The sequence below is a fragment of the Calyptranema fuscum S582 genome (assembly GCF_055793305.1).
On record NZ_JBSLYH010000004.1, the window covers coordinates 160,488 to 175,620 of the forward strand.

The 15,133-nt window shown below is 48.1% G+C and carries 15 protein-coding genes; 12 read left to right on the plus strand and 3 right to left on the minus strand.

Annotated elements, in window-relative coordinates; genetic code table 11:
* Nucleotides 1-160: 160 nt before the first annotated feature.
* Nucleotides 161-955 carry a glutathione S-transferase family protein gene (locus ACR6Z4_RS04805; RefSeq protein ID WP_479716085.1) on the minus strand — a complete coding sequence of 265 codons (795 nt, stop codon included), beginning with the start codon at nt 953-955 and terminating at the stop codon, nt 161-163.
* Between the two features lie 310 nt (nt 956-1,265).
* Between ACR6Z4_RS04805 and ACR6Z4_RS04810 the strand changes: the two genes are divergently transcribed.
* The 8 genes from ACR6Z4_RS04810 (at nt 1,266) to ACR6Z4_RS04845 (ending at nt 9,099) form a co-directional block, all read left to right on the plus strand.
* On the plus strand, nt 1,266-2,294 hold the full coding sequence (locus ACR6Z4_RS04810; protein WP_479716086.1) for a fasciclin domain-containing protein: 1,029 nt from the start codon (nt 1,266-1,268) through the stop codon (nt 2,292-2,294).
* A gap of 564 nt (nt 2,295-2,858) precedes the next feature.
* Nucleotides 2,859-3,452: a DUF3177 family protein gene (locus ACR6Z4_RS04815; RefSeq protein WP_479716087.1), complete on the plus strand. Its 594-nt coding sequence runs from the start codon at nt 2,859-2,861 to the stop codon at nt 3,450-3,452.
* A gap of 335 nt (nt 3,453-3,787) precedes the next feature.
* Nucleotides 3,788-4,507, plus strand: a complete 720-nt coding sequence (locus ACR6Z4_RS04820) for a DUF1995 family protein (RefSeq protein WP_479716088.1) — start codon at nt 3,788-3,790, stop codon at nt 4,505-4,507.
* A 604-nt stretch (nt 4,508-5,111) separates the two neighbouring features.
* Nucleotides 5,112-5,318, plus strand: a complete 207-nt coding sequence (locus ACR6Z4_RS04825; RefSeq protein WP_479716089.1) for a hypothetical protein — start codon at nt 5,112-5,114, stop codon at nt 5,316-5,318.
* A 270-nt stretch (nt 5,319-5,588) separates the two neighbouring features.
* Nucleotides 5,589-7,061, plus strand: a complete 1,473-nt coding sequence (locus tag ACR6Z4_RS04830) for a TldD/PmbA family protein (RefSeq protein WP_479716090.1) — start codon at nt 5,589-5,591, stop codon at nt 7,059-7,061.
* Nucleotides 7,062-7,150: 89 nt separating this feature from the next.
* Nucleotides 7,151-8,491 carry a TldD/PmbA family protein gene (locus ACR6Z4_RS04835; RefSeq protein WP_479716091.1) on the plus strand — a complete coding sequence of 447 codons (1,341 nt, stop codon included), beginning with the start codon at nt 7,151-7,153 and terminating at the stop codon, nt 8,489-8,491.
* A 147-nt stretch (nt 8,492-8,638) separates the two neighbouring features.
* Complete coding sequence (locus ACR6Z4_RS04840) at nt 8,639-8,860, plus strand: type II toxin-antitoxin system HicB family antitoxin (protein ID WP_479716136.1); 222 nt, start codon at nt 8,639-8,641, stop codon at nt 8,858-8,860.
* On the plus strand, nt 8,860-9,099 hold the full coding sequence (locus tag ACR6Z4_RS04845) for a type II toxin-antitoxin system HicA family toxin (protein ID WP_479716092.1): 240 nt from the start codon (nt 8,860-8,862) through the stop codon (nt 9,097-9,099). Before ACR6Z4_RS04840 ends, ACR6Z4_RS04845 begins: the two co-directional genes overlap by 1 nt.
* A gap of 256 nt (nt 9,100-9,355) precedes the next feature.
* Here ACR6Z4_RS04845 and bchB read toward each other — a convergent pair whose 3' ends face one another.
* Nucleotides 9,356-10,882, minus strand: a complete 1,527-nt coding sequence (gene bchB, locus ACR6Z4_RS04850; RefSeq protein WP_479716093.1) for a ferredoxin:protochlorophyllide reductase (ATP-dependent) subunit B — start codon at nt 10,880-10,882, stop codon at nt 9,356-9,358.
* Nucleotides 10,883-11,428: 546 nt separating this feature from the next.
* On the opposite strand from bchB, the gene ACR6Z4_RS04855 reads away from it, so the two are divergent.
* A complete protein-coding gene (locus ACR6Z4_RS04855; protein WP_479716094.1) occupies nt 11,429-12,118 on the plus strand; it encodes a DUF2834 domain-containing protein in 690 nt (229 codons plus the stop codon).
* Between the two features lie 220 nt (nt 12,119-12,338).
* Here ACR6Z4_RS04855 and ACR6Z4_RS04860 read toward each other — a convergent pair whose 3' ends face one another.
* A complete protein-coding gene (locus tag ACR6Z4_RS04860) occupies nt 12,339-12,698 on the minus strand; it encodes a hypothetical protein (RefSeq protein ID WP_479716095.1) in 360 nt (119 codons plus the stop codon).
* 250 nt (nt 12,699-12,948) lie between these two features.
* Here ACR6Z4_RS04860 and pssD point away from each other — a divergent pair, with 250 nt between their 5' ends.
* The 3 genes from pssD (at nt 12,949) to ACR6Z4_RS04875 (ending at nt 15,036) form a co-directional block, all read left to right on the plus strand.
* Nucleotides 12,949-13,395, plus strand: a complete 447-nt coding sequence (gene pssD / locus ACR6Z4_RS04865; protein ID WP_479716096.1) for a PssD/Cps14F family polysaccharide biosynthesis glycosyltransferase — start codon at nt 12,949-12,951, stop codon at nt 13,393-13,395.
* 21 nt (nt 13,396-13,416) lie between these two features.
* Entirely contained in the window at nt 13,417-13,944 is a 528-nt protein-coding gene (locus ACR6Z4_RS04870) for a glycosyltransferase (RefSeq protein ID WP_479716097.1), read from the plus strand.
* Nucleotides 13,945-14,037: 93 nt separating this feature from the next.
* A complete protein-coding gene (locus tag ACR6Z4_RS04875; protein WP_479716098.1) occupies nt 14,038-15,036 on the plus strand; it encodes a sugar transferase in 999 nt (332 codons plus the stop codon).
* The last annotated feature ends 97 nt before the right edge of the window (nt 15,037-15,133 follow it).

Below are 15,133 nucleotides of genomic sequence, written 5' to 3' on the forward strand. Positions count from 1 at the left end.
TATGTTGTGGGGCGCGGAGCGCCTCACAACACCGTTTATTCAGTCAACGCTGGCGCACCGCTACATACCATCCCCAACCCCAGAGCGTGTTTTAAAACTCGCGAAGAGGGTTGTTTTTTCGTGTGCGAAGCGCACGAAAAAACAACGTTTAAACCAGACGCTAGTCAATGTTGATCGATGTGGGTCCGGAGCCGGACGATCCATTCGTCGTCACAGGCACCTTGCGATAGTCGGCATAGAGGCGATCGCGCCAGTTAAAAAATGGCTCAAACGTCCCAATATCAGACATACCCGCAACTCCTTTACCCTTCAGCGACTCTGGCATATCAAGATAGTTGCCCGATGGAAACTTGATATACATACTCAGTGCTGCCACAGAAAAATCTGCCAGCGTTGGCTGGTCGGTGACGAGGTAAGGTTGCTCTAGCAAAATAAAACAAAGTGCGGTCAAGTCACGTTTCATGGCTTCTTGGGCTGCCTTGATCGTATCGGGGCCCAAACCTACGCCCAAACTGAGAAATCCAAAGACTTCTCCAGGCACCGCACCCAGCAAACTTTTAAGGAAGTCAGGGGTAGAGGTGGGCAATGCAGCCGTTCGTAAATTCTTATCTTTGGCGATCGCCCCAGCCAGACACTTGCGAGCATTTAAGCCGATCGACTCATCCGCCCACTGCTCCATTAACAGGCAAAGCCCCCGCAATTTAGGGTCGGTGGGGATAACGGGTTTGTCTGGATATTTTTTGTCGAGATAATCGGCGATCGCAGTCGAGTCTGCGATGACTTCATTACCATCGCGCAAAACAGGAACCAGAGGTTGACCCGACAAGCGATAGACATCTACTTGCCCAATGCCGGGAGTTACTTCAATCTTGCGATAAGCCAGCCCTTTGTAATCGAGAATGAAACGAATCTTTTCGCAGTAATGAGACAGTTCAAATTGGTATAGCTCTAGCACGGCTTATCTCCTAAGCACCTTCAGACGCTTTCAGCTAAGCATAACAAGCGAATACGGGTTCCAGCAGCAATCCTGCGAACATCGCTACCTGCGCCTCAGCGCTATGCAGCTAGCAATGGGTCTAAAACCTGAGGCTGAAATGCTTATGTTACGGATGAGTCCCACACTCCACGGTTGAATGATGAGAAAAAGTCATAGGTCTGCCAAACAGCAGGAAATCTACCAAAGGTGTGAGGAGTTAAACCGCAACAGAACGTTATAGTTCCAAAGCAAACTTTACACAATCTTTACGTGTAAGGAGACAAAAATAATGAATCGTAACGTTTTAACTGCTCTCAAAGGATTAATGGTTGTTTTGGGCGCTAGTACAGCCAGCCTGCTGTACTTAGTTCCAGCCAAAGCCCAGGTGAATCCGTCTCCTACCATCTTTAGTGAACCCCCCTTTAATGGAGAAACGGGCAGTTCTACCCCATCGGACGTAGAAACTCCGATGTCGGACCCTCAAATCCCCATGGAAATGCCGACCTATCCAAGCACGACCCCTTCAGACACCACCTCTCCAGGAATGGGCAGCGGCATGGAAATGCAGACCTATCCAGACGCCACGACTCCGGATACGACGACTCCGGAGGGTGACACGGAGATGCTACCCAACCCAGACACCACCCCAAGTACCAATGCTCCGAGCAGTAGCCCGGAAGTACAGACCTACCCAGACGCCACGACTCCAGATACAACGGCTCCAGACATGGGCAACGGCATGGAAATGCCAACCTCTCCTAACACCACCACACCCGACATGATGACTCCAGGTATGGGTGGCGAAATGGAAATGCCGACCTCCCCAGATACAATGACTCCGGGTGCAGGCAATGAAATGCAAACACCAACAATGCCTGAAGATGGTACTCAACCGCAGAGCAGTGTCACCATCACTGATATCGCGTCTTCAAGCGACTCGTTTCAAACCTTGACTGCTGCCCTTCAAGCAACAGGGCTAGCAGATGCCCTGGCAGGACAGGGTTCGTTCACCGTTTTTGCACCGACGGATGAAGCATTTGAGGCACTTCCTCCTGGAACGGTAGAAGAATTGATGAAACCCGAAAACCGTGAAGCTCTGTCACAAATCCTGGCTTATCACGTTGTTTCGGGAACGGTTCTGTCGGCAGACCTGACCTCGGGTGAGGTACCGACCGAGGAAGGCAGCTCTGTGCTGATTCAAGTAGGCGACAACAATGAAGTAATGGTAAATGATGCAGCAGTGATCCAGCCTGATATCCGGGCAAGCAACGGTGTCATTCATGTGATCGATCGCGTCATCTTGCCACCTGACATGTAATGTTTCGTCATCCCTAAGGATCACAAACTAATTAAAACCCGGACGTTTATGTTTGGCAGCGCGGCGGAGCCGCGCTGCCAAACATTAATCTTCGGTCTTATTAAGGATCACACATTAATTAACCTGTAATTCTTTTTGAGAGAGCGGCGGAGCCGCCGCTCTCTCAAAAAGAATCGGGTTTTATTAAATCCGCAATCCTGAGGGTTTGAGAGGATCTGGCAGATCGTTTTACAAATGAAATCCGTCATTTCATCCCCCACGCGATCGCTCAACCCTGACTCATTAGCACTACAGCCTTACATCGTTTTCAGTTGCAGCTTCATCTTTAATGGGTATCCATGCAACTGAGGCTAAAACCAGATGTTTGTGAGCGTTTTACCTGAGGTAGAGCGCTCACAAACATTTAGAGGCATCGTCGTCTTTCCATGCTAGTTTTGATGAGCAGAGTTAGTCTGTAATGGGTCAGGACAGCTTCGACTACCCGTTGAGGTCGTTCAACACCCAGATTGCGATGAATTGCCTAGCAGGCATAGCCTATTTTTTTAGTATTTTCTGCTTATTCCCATGTCACAAGAGCTACTGCGATCGCTAGTTTGGATGGATTATCGGCTTGCCATTTTGGTTACGGTTGTGTTGCCATTAATTCTCTTAATCTGGGCATTTGTCCAGAAAATGGAATCAATGCAACGCCTACTCAGCATCTACTGGCGAGTGTCTAGCTTATTGATGATTACGGTTTACTTATTAATTGGCAATTTGCCGCTGAGCTTTGTTGCGTCACTCATTGCCCATGTGCTGATTCCCGTTAGCCTCTGGTTTTGGGTCGATCTCAATGAAGAAATCGATGATCAGCCAACCAATTCCTTAAAGCTAACCTTTACCTCCTGGCGCTGGGCGATCAGCATCTACACGGCACTCGGCGCGATCGCCCTGTTGCCCTTTATTCCCTGTGCCCTCTCCCAAGAAAAATATGGCACTGATTTCTGTCAGGTTTGGCGAGAAGCACCGTTGATGTATAAAGAATATTTCCACGCCAACACAACGACGGGTTTCCTGGCTTTTCTTGGCATTGTTGGTTTGGGGATCTATGTCATCTATCTGGCATATTTTGTCCTGGTACGCCTGTCTAAACAAGGACGCTCTGCCATTCAGCAGTAAAGTGCCCATCGAAAATCTATATCGTACAAATAATGCTTGAAAGCCTCGCTACGCGAGGCTTTCAAGCATTATTTGTACGATTAGCACGTTCAATAGGGAGTAGATCAGTATAGACTCTAAAAAATCTACAGAAATCTCTATAGCAATGGGCAAGTTGGCTAAGTACAGGGGATGCAAGGGGCACCGCCCCCTGCATGGGGGTTCCATCCCCACCCCCCGTACTTAAACCAAACGGGTACCGCTATAGACGTTACGAGCGTTTCATCTTATCGGAATGAGACGCTCATAACCGACCCATTTAGATCAACGTTTGGCGTTAGGTAATAGGTGTCAGGATGGTTGAACTCCCTCAAGATTTAGATCAGGCGATCGATCAGGCTCAAACTGCGGTAAAAGCGGCGATCGCAGATGGCTTGACTCGTCTACAGGTTGAGCTATTATTCCCAGAACTCAAAGTCATGCCCCTGGCACAGCGATTTGTCGAAGGGTTTGAGGAATGGGGGGAAACGCTGCGTGTTTTCTTTCCCGATCCAGGGTTTGCTGCCCTTGCCCGCCGCGAATGGGGCGAAAAACCTTACTCAATGCGAGGCATGGGCGAACTAAAAGGTGCCATTCAACCCAATGAACAACTGTTTTTGTTTGTCGAACCGTCATCTGTTGAGGTGAATCAAGTCGAACAACTTTGCCAAGAAGCAGGCGATCGCCCAGCCATCTTATTCTTACCCCGCATGGAAGATGTTGCTACGATTGGGATTGGCTATGCAGGGCGACAACTTAGAGAGCGCTTCCTCAACCAGATTGAGTCTTGCTATTACCTGAGACCCCTGGAAGGAGCCGCCGTGTTTCGCTGTTATCCGTCAGCATGGCAAGTATTGCTGGAAAAAGATGGCGTCTATGAAGTCGTCTCAGAGCAAGCGACCAAACCTGTCGGAGAAGCATTAGAACAAATTTTGCTGCGAGCCACAGGCAAAGACAATCCTCAAGCGGCTCAACCTATCGCTAATCCAGGTTTATTTAAAGGGTTAAAGCAGTTCCTCAAAGCCTTAAACCAGTAATCACCCTTCTCGAAGCCACTAATACCGTTTTCACATGAAGATGCGTCGAATTGAAGAGGGGGTGAAGGGGGCGTTGTTCCCTTCACCCTCTCTTAAAAAATTGCAGCCGTAGGATGGGTTAGCGTTAGCGTAACCCATCAAAACCAGGATCAACGTTGGGGTTGACGTCGTTCAACACCCAGCCATATCAAATTATTTATCAGTCAATCAGCCTGTCTTCGCTCGATGGTGTCAGGCTATGAGTGTTTTTACTGGACTTCAGTAAAGATACGTGTTGTGAGTTAAAAATATATGTCATGTAGATCGCCCTGTATGCCTACCTCTCAGCCATCTTTTTAGGGCACGGCTGGGGTTTGCACAGAGAGAATAAAGAGTTGGACGAAAGGAGGCGCAAGCCTTGTTCATCCAGCTCTTTAGCCATATTTAGGGCGATCGCATTACTATCTGCAAACGAGCAAATGTCAGGCTTCAAATCAGTCACTTCACCCGATCGGACGAGCATGGGTGGAGGACGTACAGATATTTTTATCAGAGCTATGCTAGTAAATGTATCCAAAGTATCAATTCTGCATAAGGATTTGATACGCGACCAAACGAGGTTTTTATGTTGTCTCTTTTAATTCACGGAATCACCTGGGGACAGGCTGAAACCGAATCTAATCCTGAAGAAGAACGAAGTCCCCGGCATCTAAAACAGTTTGAGTTATTTCCTTTTGACGATCAGCAATCCAACAAGTCATCTCGGCAATCGTTGCAAAAGGGACGCAAGCTCAATCAGACCTATTTCTTAGAACGTCGTAACTTTTTCTAACTGCCTAAATTCTAAGGAAAATTGATCTCGCATGGAACAACTACACGACTCTCCTCCCCCAGACCCTCTTCCACGGGTCGTTGTTCATCCGTTAAACATGACGAAGCCCTGGTTACACCAGGGCTTTTTCTTTGCCGTGCTCAGTTAGCAGCCCGTAACATAATCGCAATCTGCGTAAAATGAATGCGGTTCAAATCCTTTTGCTAGACTGAATGTAACGAGATTTTGCAAAGAAATCCCAATATTTTGTGAGAAAGGGTAACAAATTTTATGCCGCCAAGCACGCTTCTTCTGTCTAAAGAACTGCCCACCCTAGACTATGCGGCTACGGGCGATCGCTTCGACTCAACCTGGGAAGCTCCTCTCTCTACCCTGTTGGGTTTAGGACGCGCCGCTGGAGCAGACTTTGTTGAATTTTTCCTAGAGCGGGTCAACTACGTCAGTTGCTTGGCAGAAGACGATGCCATCACCAGCATTTCACCCAGTCTATCGACGGGCGCAGGGGTAAGAATCTTTCGTGGTAAGGCAGACTGTTACGTCAGCACCAATGACCTCTCCTTTAGCGGTCTGAAAGCGGCTCTGGAAAAGGGATTGTTAATCCTGGGGTTACACATTCCTGCACCCAATTCATTTGTCCCCGAAATTAACCTGGAACTGTTACGAGACTACGGCACGGCTCGCGGCAAAGAGGGGTGGCTCAGCCTATGCAGCTCTATGAAAGAAATGGGCGATGTGCTGCTGGGTGCTACCGATCAACTGCAACGCCAAGCCAGCCATGTGCAATCGCGCCGCGCTTCCTATTTTCGCGATTGGCAAGAAGTATTGGTAGCGGCTAGCGATGGCACCTTTGCCAGAGACATTCGCCTCAACCAGACGGTGGGCGTTAATCTACTTTGCGCCGATGGGGCAAACCGTTCCTCTATCAGCAAACGGGTCGGCAATACCAGCGATCCGGCATTCCTGCGTACCTGGAATTTTGCACCCGACGCTGCCGAAGTCGCTGAGTCTGCGGGCAAAATGCTCTACGCCGACTATGTAGAATCGGGCACTTACCCGATCATTATGGCAAACCACTTTGGCGGCGTAATTTTCCATGAAGCCTGTGGACATTTGTTAGAAACCACTCAAATCGAACGCAAAACCACGCCCTTTATTGACAAAAAAGGCGAAAAAATCGCCCATGAAAACCTCACGGCCTGGGATGAAGGCTTAACCGCCAATGCCTTTGGCAGCGTCGATATGGACGACGAAGGTATGCCCGTTCAACGCACCTTATTGATCGAAAATGGCATTTTGAAAAACTTCCTGGCAGATCGTGCCGGTTCTGTTCGGACTGGGCACCCCCGTACAGGTAGCGGTCGCCGCCAGGGCTATACCTTTGCAGCCGCCAGCCGGATGCGCAACACCTACATTGCGCCTGGTGAGTATTCGGTTGACGATCTATTCGCGTCCATTGATAAAGGCATTTATTGCAAAAAAATGGGAGGCGGTAGCGTCGGCGCGACAGGTGAATTCAACTTTGGTGTAGAAGAAGCCTACTTGATCGAAAACGGCAAAATCACCAAACCCCTCAAAGGTGCCATTTTGATTGGTGAAGCCAAGGAAATTATGAACAAAATTTCCATGTGCTCCCAAGATTTAGGATTAGCAGCTGGTTTCTGCGGCTCCGTCAGTGGCAGCATTTACGTCACCGTCGGACAACCTCATCTCAAAGTCGATTCCATCACCGTCGGTGGACGATAGTTAACAGCTAATAGCTAACAGCTATTAGCTAACAGCTATTAGCTAATCCCCATCCAAATTCTTGTAACTCCACTTCAAGATCTAAAACTATGCCTACCGTTGCTGAAATTTCTGCCAATACAGAAGCGATCGCCCATAAATTGGGGATTAAAAAATACGACATTTTCGGTTCATCGGTAGATGAAACCAGTGTGCAAGTAGACTCTGGTGAACCAAAGCAGGTCAAAGCCTCTAATCGTTCCAGTGTGATTGTGCGGGTGTGGAATGATGACCATACACTTGGCGTCACGTCAACCACCGATCTGGATCCAGTTGGATTAGAACTGGCACTAAAAACGGCATATGAAGCCAGTGCATTTGGGGCAAAAGAAAATGTCCCTGACTTTAGCCCCGAAGCTAAAGCACCGATTCCTGAAGCCAAGCATGGTAAAGAAGCACAAGCCCCTGTGAATCAGTTGATTCATACGTTGATTGATGCCGAAAAACGATTGCTAGACGCCCATACAGCGATCGCCAGCATCCCTTACAACGGGTTAGCCCAGCGAGACATCGACAAGTTCTATCTCAATAGCGACGGTGCCCTGCGTCAAGAAGCCCGTTCCTATGCCTCCATTTACCTCTATACCAAAACCGAGCAAGACGGCAAAAAGCCCCGCAGTGCCGGAGCCTTTAGAATGCACCGCAGTCTAGAGAATCTTGATATCGAAGCCTGCCTCAAAGAAGCTGCCGAAAAAACGATCAGCCATCTCAATTACGAAAAGATCAAAACTGGCAAATACTGTGTTGTTTTTGCACCTGAAGCATTTCTCAGTTTGATCGGTTCGTTTTCCAACTTGTTCAATGCTCAAAGCATTCTCGACAAACAAAGCCTATCTACCCCCGACTCATTGGGCACAGAAATTGCATCTCCCTTGCTCTCCCTGAGTGATGATGCACTGCACCCCGATAATATTGCCGAAGCCCGCTTTGATGGCGAAGGCACCCCCACCCGCCGAGTTCCCTTAATTGCCAACGGCGTCCTCAGCAGTTTTCTGCACAGTGCCGGAACTGCCAAACGACTCAGCGCCCAACCCACCGGACACGCCAATATCGGTGCAAAAGTTTCCGTTAGCTCCCACTTCTACCACGTTTTCCCCGGTGCTGCTGCCAGCCAAACCTTCAACCTCGATCAAGCCGAAAATGTGATTTTGATTGACGACCTCAACGCCCTTCATGCCGGAGTCAACGCCCTCCAGGGTTCCTTCTCCCTGCCCTTCGATGGCTGGCTCGTCAACAAAGGCGAAAAAATCAGCATCGACTCCGGCACGATCGCCGGAGATATCCTGCAAGTCCTCAAATCCATCATCTACGTCGAACCCGACGCCGAACTTACCCCCGGTGGCATCTGCCCCCGCATCTGGGTTGAAGGTCTATCGGTTACGGGTGAATAATTGAATTAAAGAGGGTGGGCAATGCCCACCCTCTTTAATACTCAAAGGAGCGGCGATCGCACATTCCCTGCCCAAAAAATAGGCGATCGCAGATTGAGATACGATCAAGGAAAAGTCACCTTAATAACGATTAGCCATAGGACATCCGTGAAACAGTTCAAAATTGTTATTGAAAAGCACAGCGATGGATACGTTGCTTATCCGATTGGCATCGTAGGAGCGGTTGTTGGGCAGGGAGAAACCTACGAAGAAGCCCTAGCGGATGTTAAGTCTGCGCTGGCTTGCTATGTTGAGACGTTTGGCAAAGAGATTTTATCAGACACACCATCCGTAGAAGTTTTCATTGCTGAAGCAGGGATTGCTGTTTAATGCCACGGTTTCCAGTTGATGCCCCCAAACGACGGGTGATAAAAACCTTTGAGATATTGGGCTTTCACATGATCCGTGAACGAGAACACATTGTAATGGCAAGAGATAATGCCGATGGCACCCAAACGCCTCTAGTGATGCCCAACCAAACTCAAATTAAAAGTGGGACGTTAAGAGCTATTTGTACGCAAGTTGGTATTTCTAGAGAAACTTTTCTGAGAGCTTACGATCAAAGCTAAAGTATTGTGGTTACACAATCTTTTCAGCAAGCGATCGCCCTCTCCCTCTACATCATCGGCGATCGCGATTAAACAGATTGAGCCTGATAGGATGCGTGATTTTGCATAGTATCCTATCAGGCTCAAAAGTTTTTAAGGACGACACATTCAATAAAACCTGGAAGATCATGATTGGAAGCGCGGCGTTGCCGCGCTTCCAATCATGATCTTTAGGGTCGTTTAATCCGTGATCCGAAGGCGTTGAAACAGAAAGGAATTATGCGCCGACTGCCTCTTTCGCTGCATACATCACTTCCAAAGTGATCTCAGCAAGACCGCGATCGCGTGCAAATTTTTCTGTATTCCGTTTCACTTTGCCGCGCACAAACCCTGGAACTTTGTTGAGTTCAGTCTGTGCTTCTTTATTCCAGTTCAGGTCAGAATCAGCAGAGATCCCTTTGGTAATGACTTCCTTGGTATCATGACCCCCAAAGATTTCCAGCAGGTGGTCTTCCATCCCCAGCGTAAAGGAGTTGTAGATCAAATCTACAATCTGGTTGGTTCCTTCGTAACCGACAAACGGCTTATAGCCAATTGGGAAGTTTTGAATGTGAATGGGAGACGCAATTACACCACATGGAATATCCAGGCGTTTGCCCACATGGCGTTCCATTTGGGTACCAAAGATGGCTGAGGGTTCAACACGGGCGATCGCATCACCAATGGCACCATTATCATCACTGATAATCACTTCATCGCAATACTCGCTCACTTGTTCCCGGAACCAATCGGCATCATATTTGCAATAGGTTCCTGCCCAAACAACATGGATGCCCATTTCCCGTGCCAAAATCTTCGTCAGGGCAGCCGCATGGGTGTTATCGCCAAATACAACGGCCTTCTTGCCGGTTAGGTTCTGACAGTCAATCGAACGTGAAAACCAGGCAGCCTGAGATACATAGAGTGTCTGGGTTTCAATGTACTCTTCGTAATTGGCATCGTTCCCCTGTTCATTCAACAATTGCTGAATGGCACGAATGCAACGCGCCGTTTCCACCACACCCATAGGTGTAATGTCTACGAACGGCATATCAAACTCGTCTTTCAAATAATTGGCAGCCATTAACCCCAGTTCGCGATAGGGAACCAGGTTAAACCAGGCGCGGGGCAAATTCTTCAGTTCATGCACTGACGCCCCTTCAGGGATGACCGAATTAACTTCGATCCCCAGGTCTGCCATCAGCCGCTTTAACTCGGTGCAGTCGTGCTGATTATGAAACCCTAGCGTCGAAATCCCCAGAATATTGACAGAGGGATGTTCTGTTTTTCCGGTGGGCAGTTCACCTTTCTTACGGGCTTTATCGATGTAGAACTGAATGATTTGATGTAACGTGCGATCGGCAGCTTGCAGTTCATTCACCCGATAGTGATTGACATCTGCCAACATGACATCGCCTTTGGCATCTATCTGTGCCCGATCGACAAAATTCTGCAAATCTTCTTGCAAAATGCTGGAGGTACAGGTCGGTGTTAAAACGATCAGATCAGGATGTTCTTCTCTATCCTTGCGCGTGATGTTGTCCACGACTTTTTCTTGAGAGCCGCGCGCCAACACGTTCCGGTCAACAACACTAGCAGTTACCGGAGTAAAATCCCGCTCCCGCTCTAGCATAGACCGCATGACGTTGAAGTAATCGTCACCAATCGGCGCGTGCATAATCGCATGGACGTTCTTAAAGGAACTGGCAATGCGCAGCGTACCAATGTGCGCCGGCCCTGCATACATCCAGTAAGCCAATTTCATAGGTATAGTTCTCCGTTGTGCTGAGTGGTCGTAAGGACCGATGAGGCAATCAGCTAGTTTAGCTATTGGTATTGGCTTTTAGCTATCGGGCTGTCGGCTTATGAGCTATATCTGGCACAGCTACTAGATTGACCCACTGAGTTTGACAGAGAGAATGGAGCAGTGCCCGCACTCTCGGTACCGATCAAAAGCGATGGAGTGAATACTAGGCTGGCAGCCAGTGAGTTAGGACGGGGTGTAGAGGTAAAACCTCTGACTAAGAACATGATGTCCCCACCCCTTGTCCTAAAGTTTGTTAGCTAGTGCTATGACAGCGATTAGCTTTTGTGAGGTCGAGGATCGTTTTTGATTCTCTCAAAGATGGAGCGGTTATGAGTATACACAATTCGCAGTTTTTAACTAAAATTGTCCGATAGCGATCGCCCAAACCCTTTCATATCAATCAATAGAACGCCAAATATCTGATTTTATAGAGAGCGGCGATCGCAACGATTCTTCACGCTTTTTGACAACTCTCAATCCATCAACAACGCTAGGAGCAACGCTTTGACCCTAAAGCAAATAGCCACTTGGGCACTCTGGGTAGGATTTCTCTTGTATGCGACGTTCCTGGCTCCACCCAATGATCCCAACACGTTCACCCTGATCCAAAATCTTTCTACGGGTCAATGGCAGGGCATTAATCCCCTCGTGATTGCTCTGTTTAATATCATGGGCGTGTTGCCGATGCTCTTCATCTCTCTAATGTTATTTGACGGCAGAGGGCAAAAAGTACCAGCCTGGATTTTTGCCACCAGCGCGTTCGCCGTAGGCGCATTCGCCATTCTTCCTTATCTGGCATTGCGACAACCCAACCCAACATTTGTCGGAGAGCCAACCGGGCTTCTCAAATGGCTGGGATCACGGTGGAATGGAGTCCTCATCACCTTATTGGCGATCGCGTGTCTGACCTATGGCATTCTGTTTGGCAATGGCACAGATTTCATTCAACAATGGCAAACAAGCCGCTTTATCCACGTCATGAGCCTGGATTTTTGCTTGCTCAACCTCATCTTTCCGGTATTGCTCCATGACGACATGGCACGTCGGCACCTGCAAGACTCCCGCATCTTCTGGGCAGTGGCACTTTTGCCAGTGATTGGACCTTGCCTCTATCTCATCTTGCGCCCCCCTATTCAACCCATCTCGTCTGCTCTAAACACTGATCCAAAATTGGATCCGCGCACAGAGCAGTAGGTAGTTTACAGCGTTTTGCGATTGAGTAAGCCATAGTTATTTTTGTGAGAGCCGCGCGGAGCGCGGCTCTCACAAAAATAACCTGGTTATAAGCGCTTGAAAATCGCTGTATCTTGACGCCAGTTCTTGTCACCACAGTGCACTGAGAAACAGACCGGGTAGCCCTAAAGACAAGGCAAGCAAGGCTGAGCCGTGTTTCTTCTCACAAGATCAAGATAAATCAAGGTGTTTGGGCAATCCGAATCGAATGCCCAGAGCGATCGCTATGCAACACATAGCGACCGTGCGGCAGTTCGACCACTATGCGATAACCCGGCGTGATTACTTGGGCACAAAATTCATCCGGTTGAGCGACGTCTAAACAAGCATCCGTCCAGTCCACCGCGTTGACCTGCTGCCAGTCAACGTCCCTCTCGGACACCCCGAAATCTGCCGCCAAGGCATCATAAACCCGCTGTTCTACATCCCCAGGCAACCGAACCGTAGCCGCATCAACAACGTCCGGAGGGGGAACAGAAGCCGCTTGACCATCGACCCCTGGCGTTACCTTGCATGAACTGATTACTACCAACAACAGCATGATCCAAAAGACTTTAGACCGAAGAAATATAAAGCACTTTCTCATGAGATCAACAGAGATTTAAGCTACTATTCCCAACCGTAAAAACACTTATCCAAAAAACTAGCGGATTTTCGTCTAAACCCAGTCCAAGTATATTTCCGCAAGGCATTTAAGGAGCGCTCCGATACACTACGTTCATAAGCTGTCAGAGGCTGATTTAAGCCGGTATTACTCAATCCTTCGCTTCAGCATTGCTATTAAGTTCGGTATGAAAATCCTACTCATTTGTTCTACAGGTGGTCATTTCCGTGCATTGCAGCAACTCAAACCGTTTTGGGACAGCTATGAACACTCTTGGGTAACTTTTCGTACCGGACCGAGCGAAGCAGCACTGAAAGGAGAAACCGTTCATTGGGCGTTCGGGCCGACCAATCGCAACATTCCCAACTTAATTCGTAATTTGTGGTTTGCCTGGAAAGTTATTACCCAAGAATGTCCTGATTTAGTCATTTCAACAGGGGCAGGTGTTGCCGTTCCCTTCATTATTCTGGCTAAGTTTTTTGGTAGCCAAACTGCGTTTGTTGAATCGATTACCCGTGCCGAAGAGTTGAGTCTATCTGCTCGTTTGGTACTGCCATTCTTAGATGTTCTTTATGTTCATTGGCCCCAGCTCAAGGTGCGCTATCCCAAGGCAGAACTGATTACCTCTTTATAATTATTTTTCTGGCATGATCCTATGATCCTCATTACAGTTGGCACAGAACAATTTCCGTTTAATCGCTTAATGCAGTGGGTTGACGCCCTGATAAACCAAGGCTTTTTGCGAGACGAGCAAGAAGAAATTATTATTCAATACGGCAGTTGCACCATCCTTCCAGCAGGTGCCAAAGTTTATCCGCTTTTACCCGAAGCAAAATTCCGTAGCCTCCTCTACAAAGCACGGTTGGTCATTGGGCATTGCGGCGAGGGAACCATCAATTTGTTAGAAGATATTGCAACCCCTTACATCTTGGTACCCCGTAGCCACCAGTATGGAGAACATGTCGATAACCACCAAATTGAGCTAGCTCTTGCCCTTGAGCGAACAGGTGTACCAATCGCCTGGTCACCCGGAGATTTGGTTCGCTTCATTGCCTCACCGACCAGATCAACTCTTTCAAATGTCCCGGCAAGTTCTATTAATAACCTGTGTCGAATGCTGGAACTGAGGTTTGGGCATAATGAGGTGCAAGAACACCTAGAAGTATTGTCTATAATGGGCTGACAAATGGGCAAAATCTAGGTTAGGTAATAGAGGAGATTATCATACATAGTCTCTTCTGTTACTTCCTGTAGCCCGTATCTCTCTAGAAAAATCATGACCCCGACCCCTGGAGATGTGGATTTTCAAGTCACATACCAAAATCAGATCTGTCTGATCCAGCTACCGTCCCTTTTTACCGTGACCGAAGCAGTCGCCTTTAAGAAGAAATTCCAGGAGATCTGCAAATCTGAGTCAGTGCCAACCCGGATGGTTTTAGACTTTGGTCAGACCAGTTTTATCGACAGTAGCGGCATTGGTGCATTGGTCAGTTGCCAGAAAGTTGCGAAATCTCTCGATATTGAACTGGTGTTGTGGAGTCCTTCTCCGCAGGTAGAAATGGTGCTATCACTCACCGGGTTAGATGAATTCTTTACCATTGATAAAAGCACTAAGGCTGTTTTACCTAGTGATGCAACAACTCATAAAGATGTTCCTATCATCACCCATCCCTCTGTGCGGTCGAGAGTGAAGCGCTTAGTTGACATTTTAGGAGCACTGGTCGGGTTAGGTATTACTGGATTTATTTTTATTCCCCTGGCGATCGCCATCAAACTAGACAGCCCCGGTCCTATTTTCTTTGGTCAGACCCGCTGTGGCTGGATGGGCAGACGCTTTAAGCTTTGGAAATTTCGCTCAATGGTGCCTAATGCGGGCGAACTGAAGCACTTGGTCGAAAACCAAGTTCAAGGTCCTATTTTCAAAAATGCCAACGACCCCCGAATTACAAAGGTGGGTCGCTTTTTGCGGCGTACGAGTTTAGATGAACTACCGCAATTTTGGAATGTTCTCAAAGGAGAAATGAGCCTTGTGGGAACTCGTCCGCCCACACCAGACGAAATCGACATTTACGAAGTACCGGAGTGGCGACGGTTGGATGTGAAACCGGGAATGACCGGAGAGTGGCAAGTTTATGGTCGTTCTAAAGTCACCTCTTTTGAGGAGGTCATTCGCTTAGATCTCCGGTATCAAGAGAATTGGAGCCTAATGTATGACTTCAAGCTGATTTTTCAGACAATTTGGGTCATCTTCCGAAAAGATAGCGGAGCATTCTAAGTAATACTGGTGTTGGGTGTTCTTCTTGGCATCAGTATGAGTTTGGCTCAGGTTTCAGAGGTGCTTCTTTAGTGGCAGAAGTGACATATCAGCGGTG

Excerpts from the sequence above, each read along its gene's own strand:
- ACR6Z4_RS04810 (WP_479716086.1), top strand. The coding sequence starts at position 1,266 with ATGAATCGTAACGTTTTAACTGCTCTCAAAGGATTAATGGTTGTTTTG.
- ACR6Z4_RS04815 (WP_479716087.1), top strand. The coding sequence starts at position 2,859 with ATGTCACAAGAGCTACTGCGATCGCTAGTTTGGATGGATTATCGGCTT.
- ACR6Z4_RS04820 (WP_479716088.1), top strand. The coding sequence starts at position 3,788 with ATGGTTGAACTCCCTCAAGATTTAGATCAGGCGATCGATCAGGCTCAA.
- ACR6Z4_RS04825 (WP_479716089.1), top strand. The coding sequence starts at position 5,112 with ATGTTGTCTCTTTTAATTCACGGAATCACCTGGGGACAGGCTGAAACC.
- ACR6Z4_RS04830 (WP_479716090.1), top strand. The coding sequence starts at position 5,589 with ATGCCGCCAAGCACGCTTCTTCTGTCTAAAGAACTGCCCACCCTAGAC.
- ACR6Z4_RS04835 (WP_479716091.1), top strand. The coding sequence starts at position 7,151 with ATGCCTACCGTTGCTGAAATTTCTGCCAATACAGAAGCGATCGCCCAT.
- ACR6Z4_RS04845 (WP_479716092.1), top strand. The coding sequence starts at position 8,860 with ATGCCACGGTTTCCAGTTGATGCCCCCAAACGACGGGTGATAAAAACC.
- bchB (WP_479716093.1), bottom strand. The coding sequence starts at position 10,882 with ATGAAATTGGCTTACTGGATGTATGCAGGGCCGGCGCACATTGGTACG.
- ACR6Z4_RS04860 (WP_479716095.1), bottom strand. The coding sequence starts at position 12,698 with ATGCTGTTGTTGGTAGTAATCAGTTCATGCAAGGTAACGCCAGGGGTC.
- pssD (WP_479716096.1), top strand. The coding sequence starts at position 12,949 with ATGAAAATCCTACTCATTTGTTCTACAGGTGGTCATTTCCGTGCATTG.
- ACR6Z4_RS04870 (WP_479716097.1), top strand. The coding sequence starts at position 13,417 with ATGATCCTCATTACAGTTGGCACAGAACAATTTCCGTTTAATCGCTTA.
- ACR6Z4_RS04875 (WP_479716098.1), top strand. The coding sequence starts at position 14,038 with ATGACCCCGACCCCTGGAGATGTGGATTTTCAAGTCACATACCAAAAT.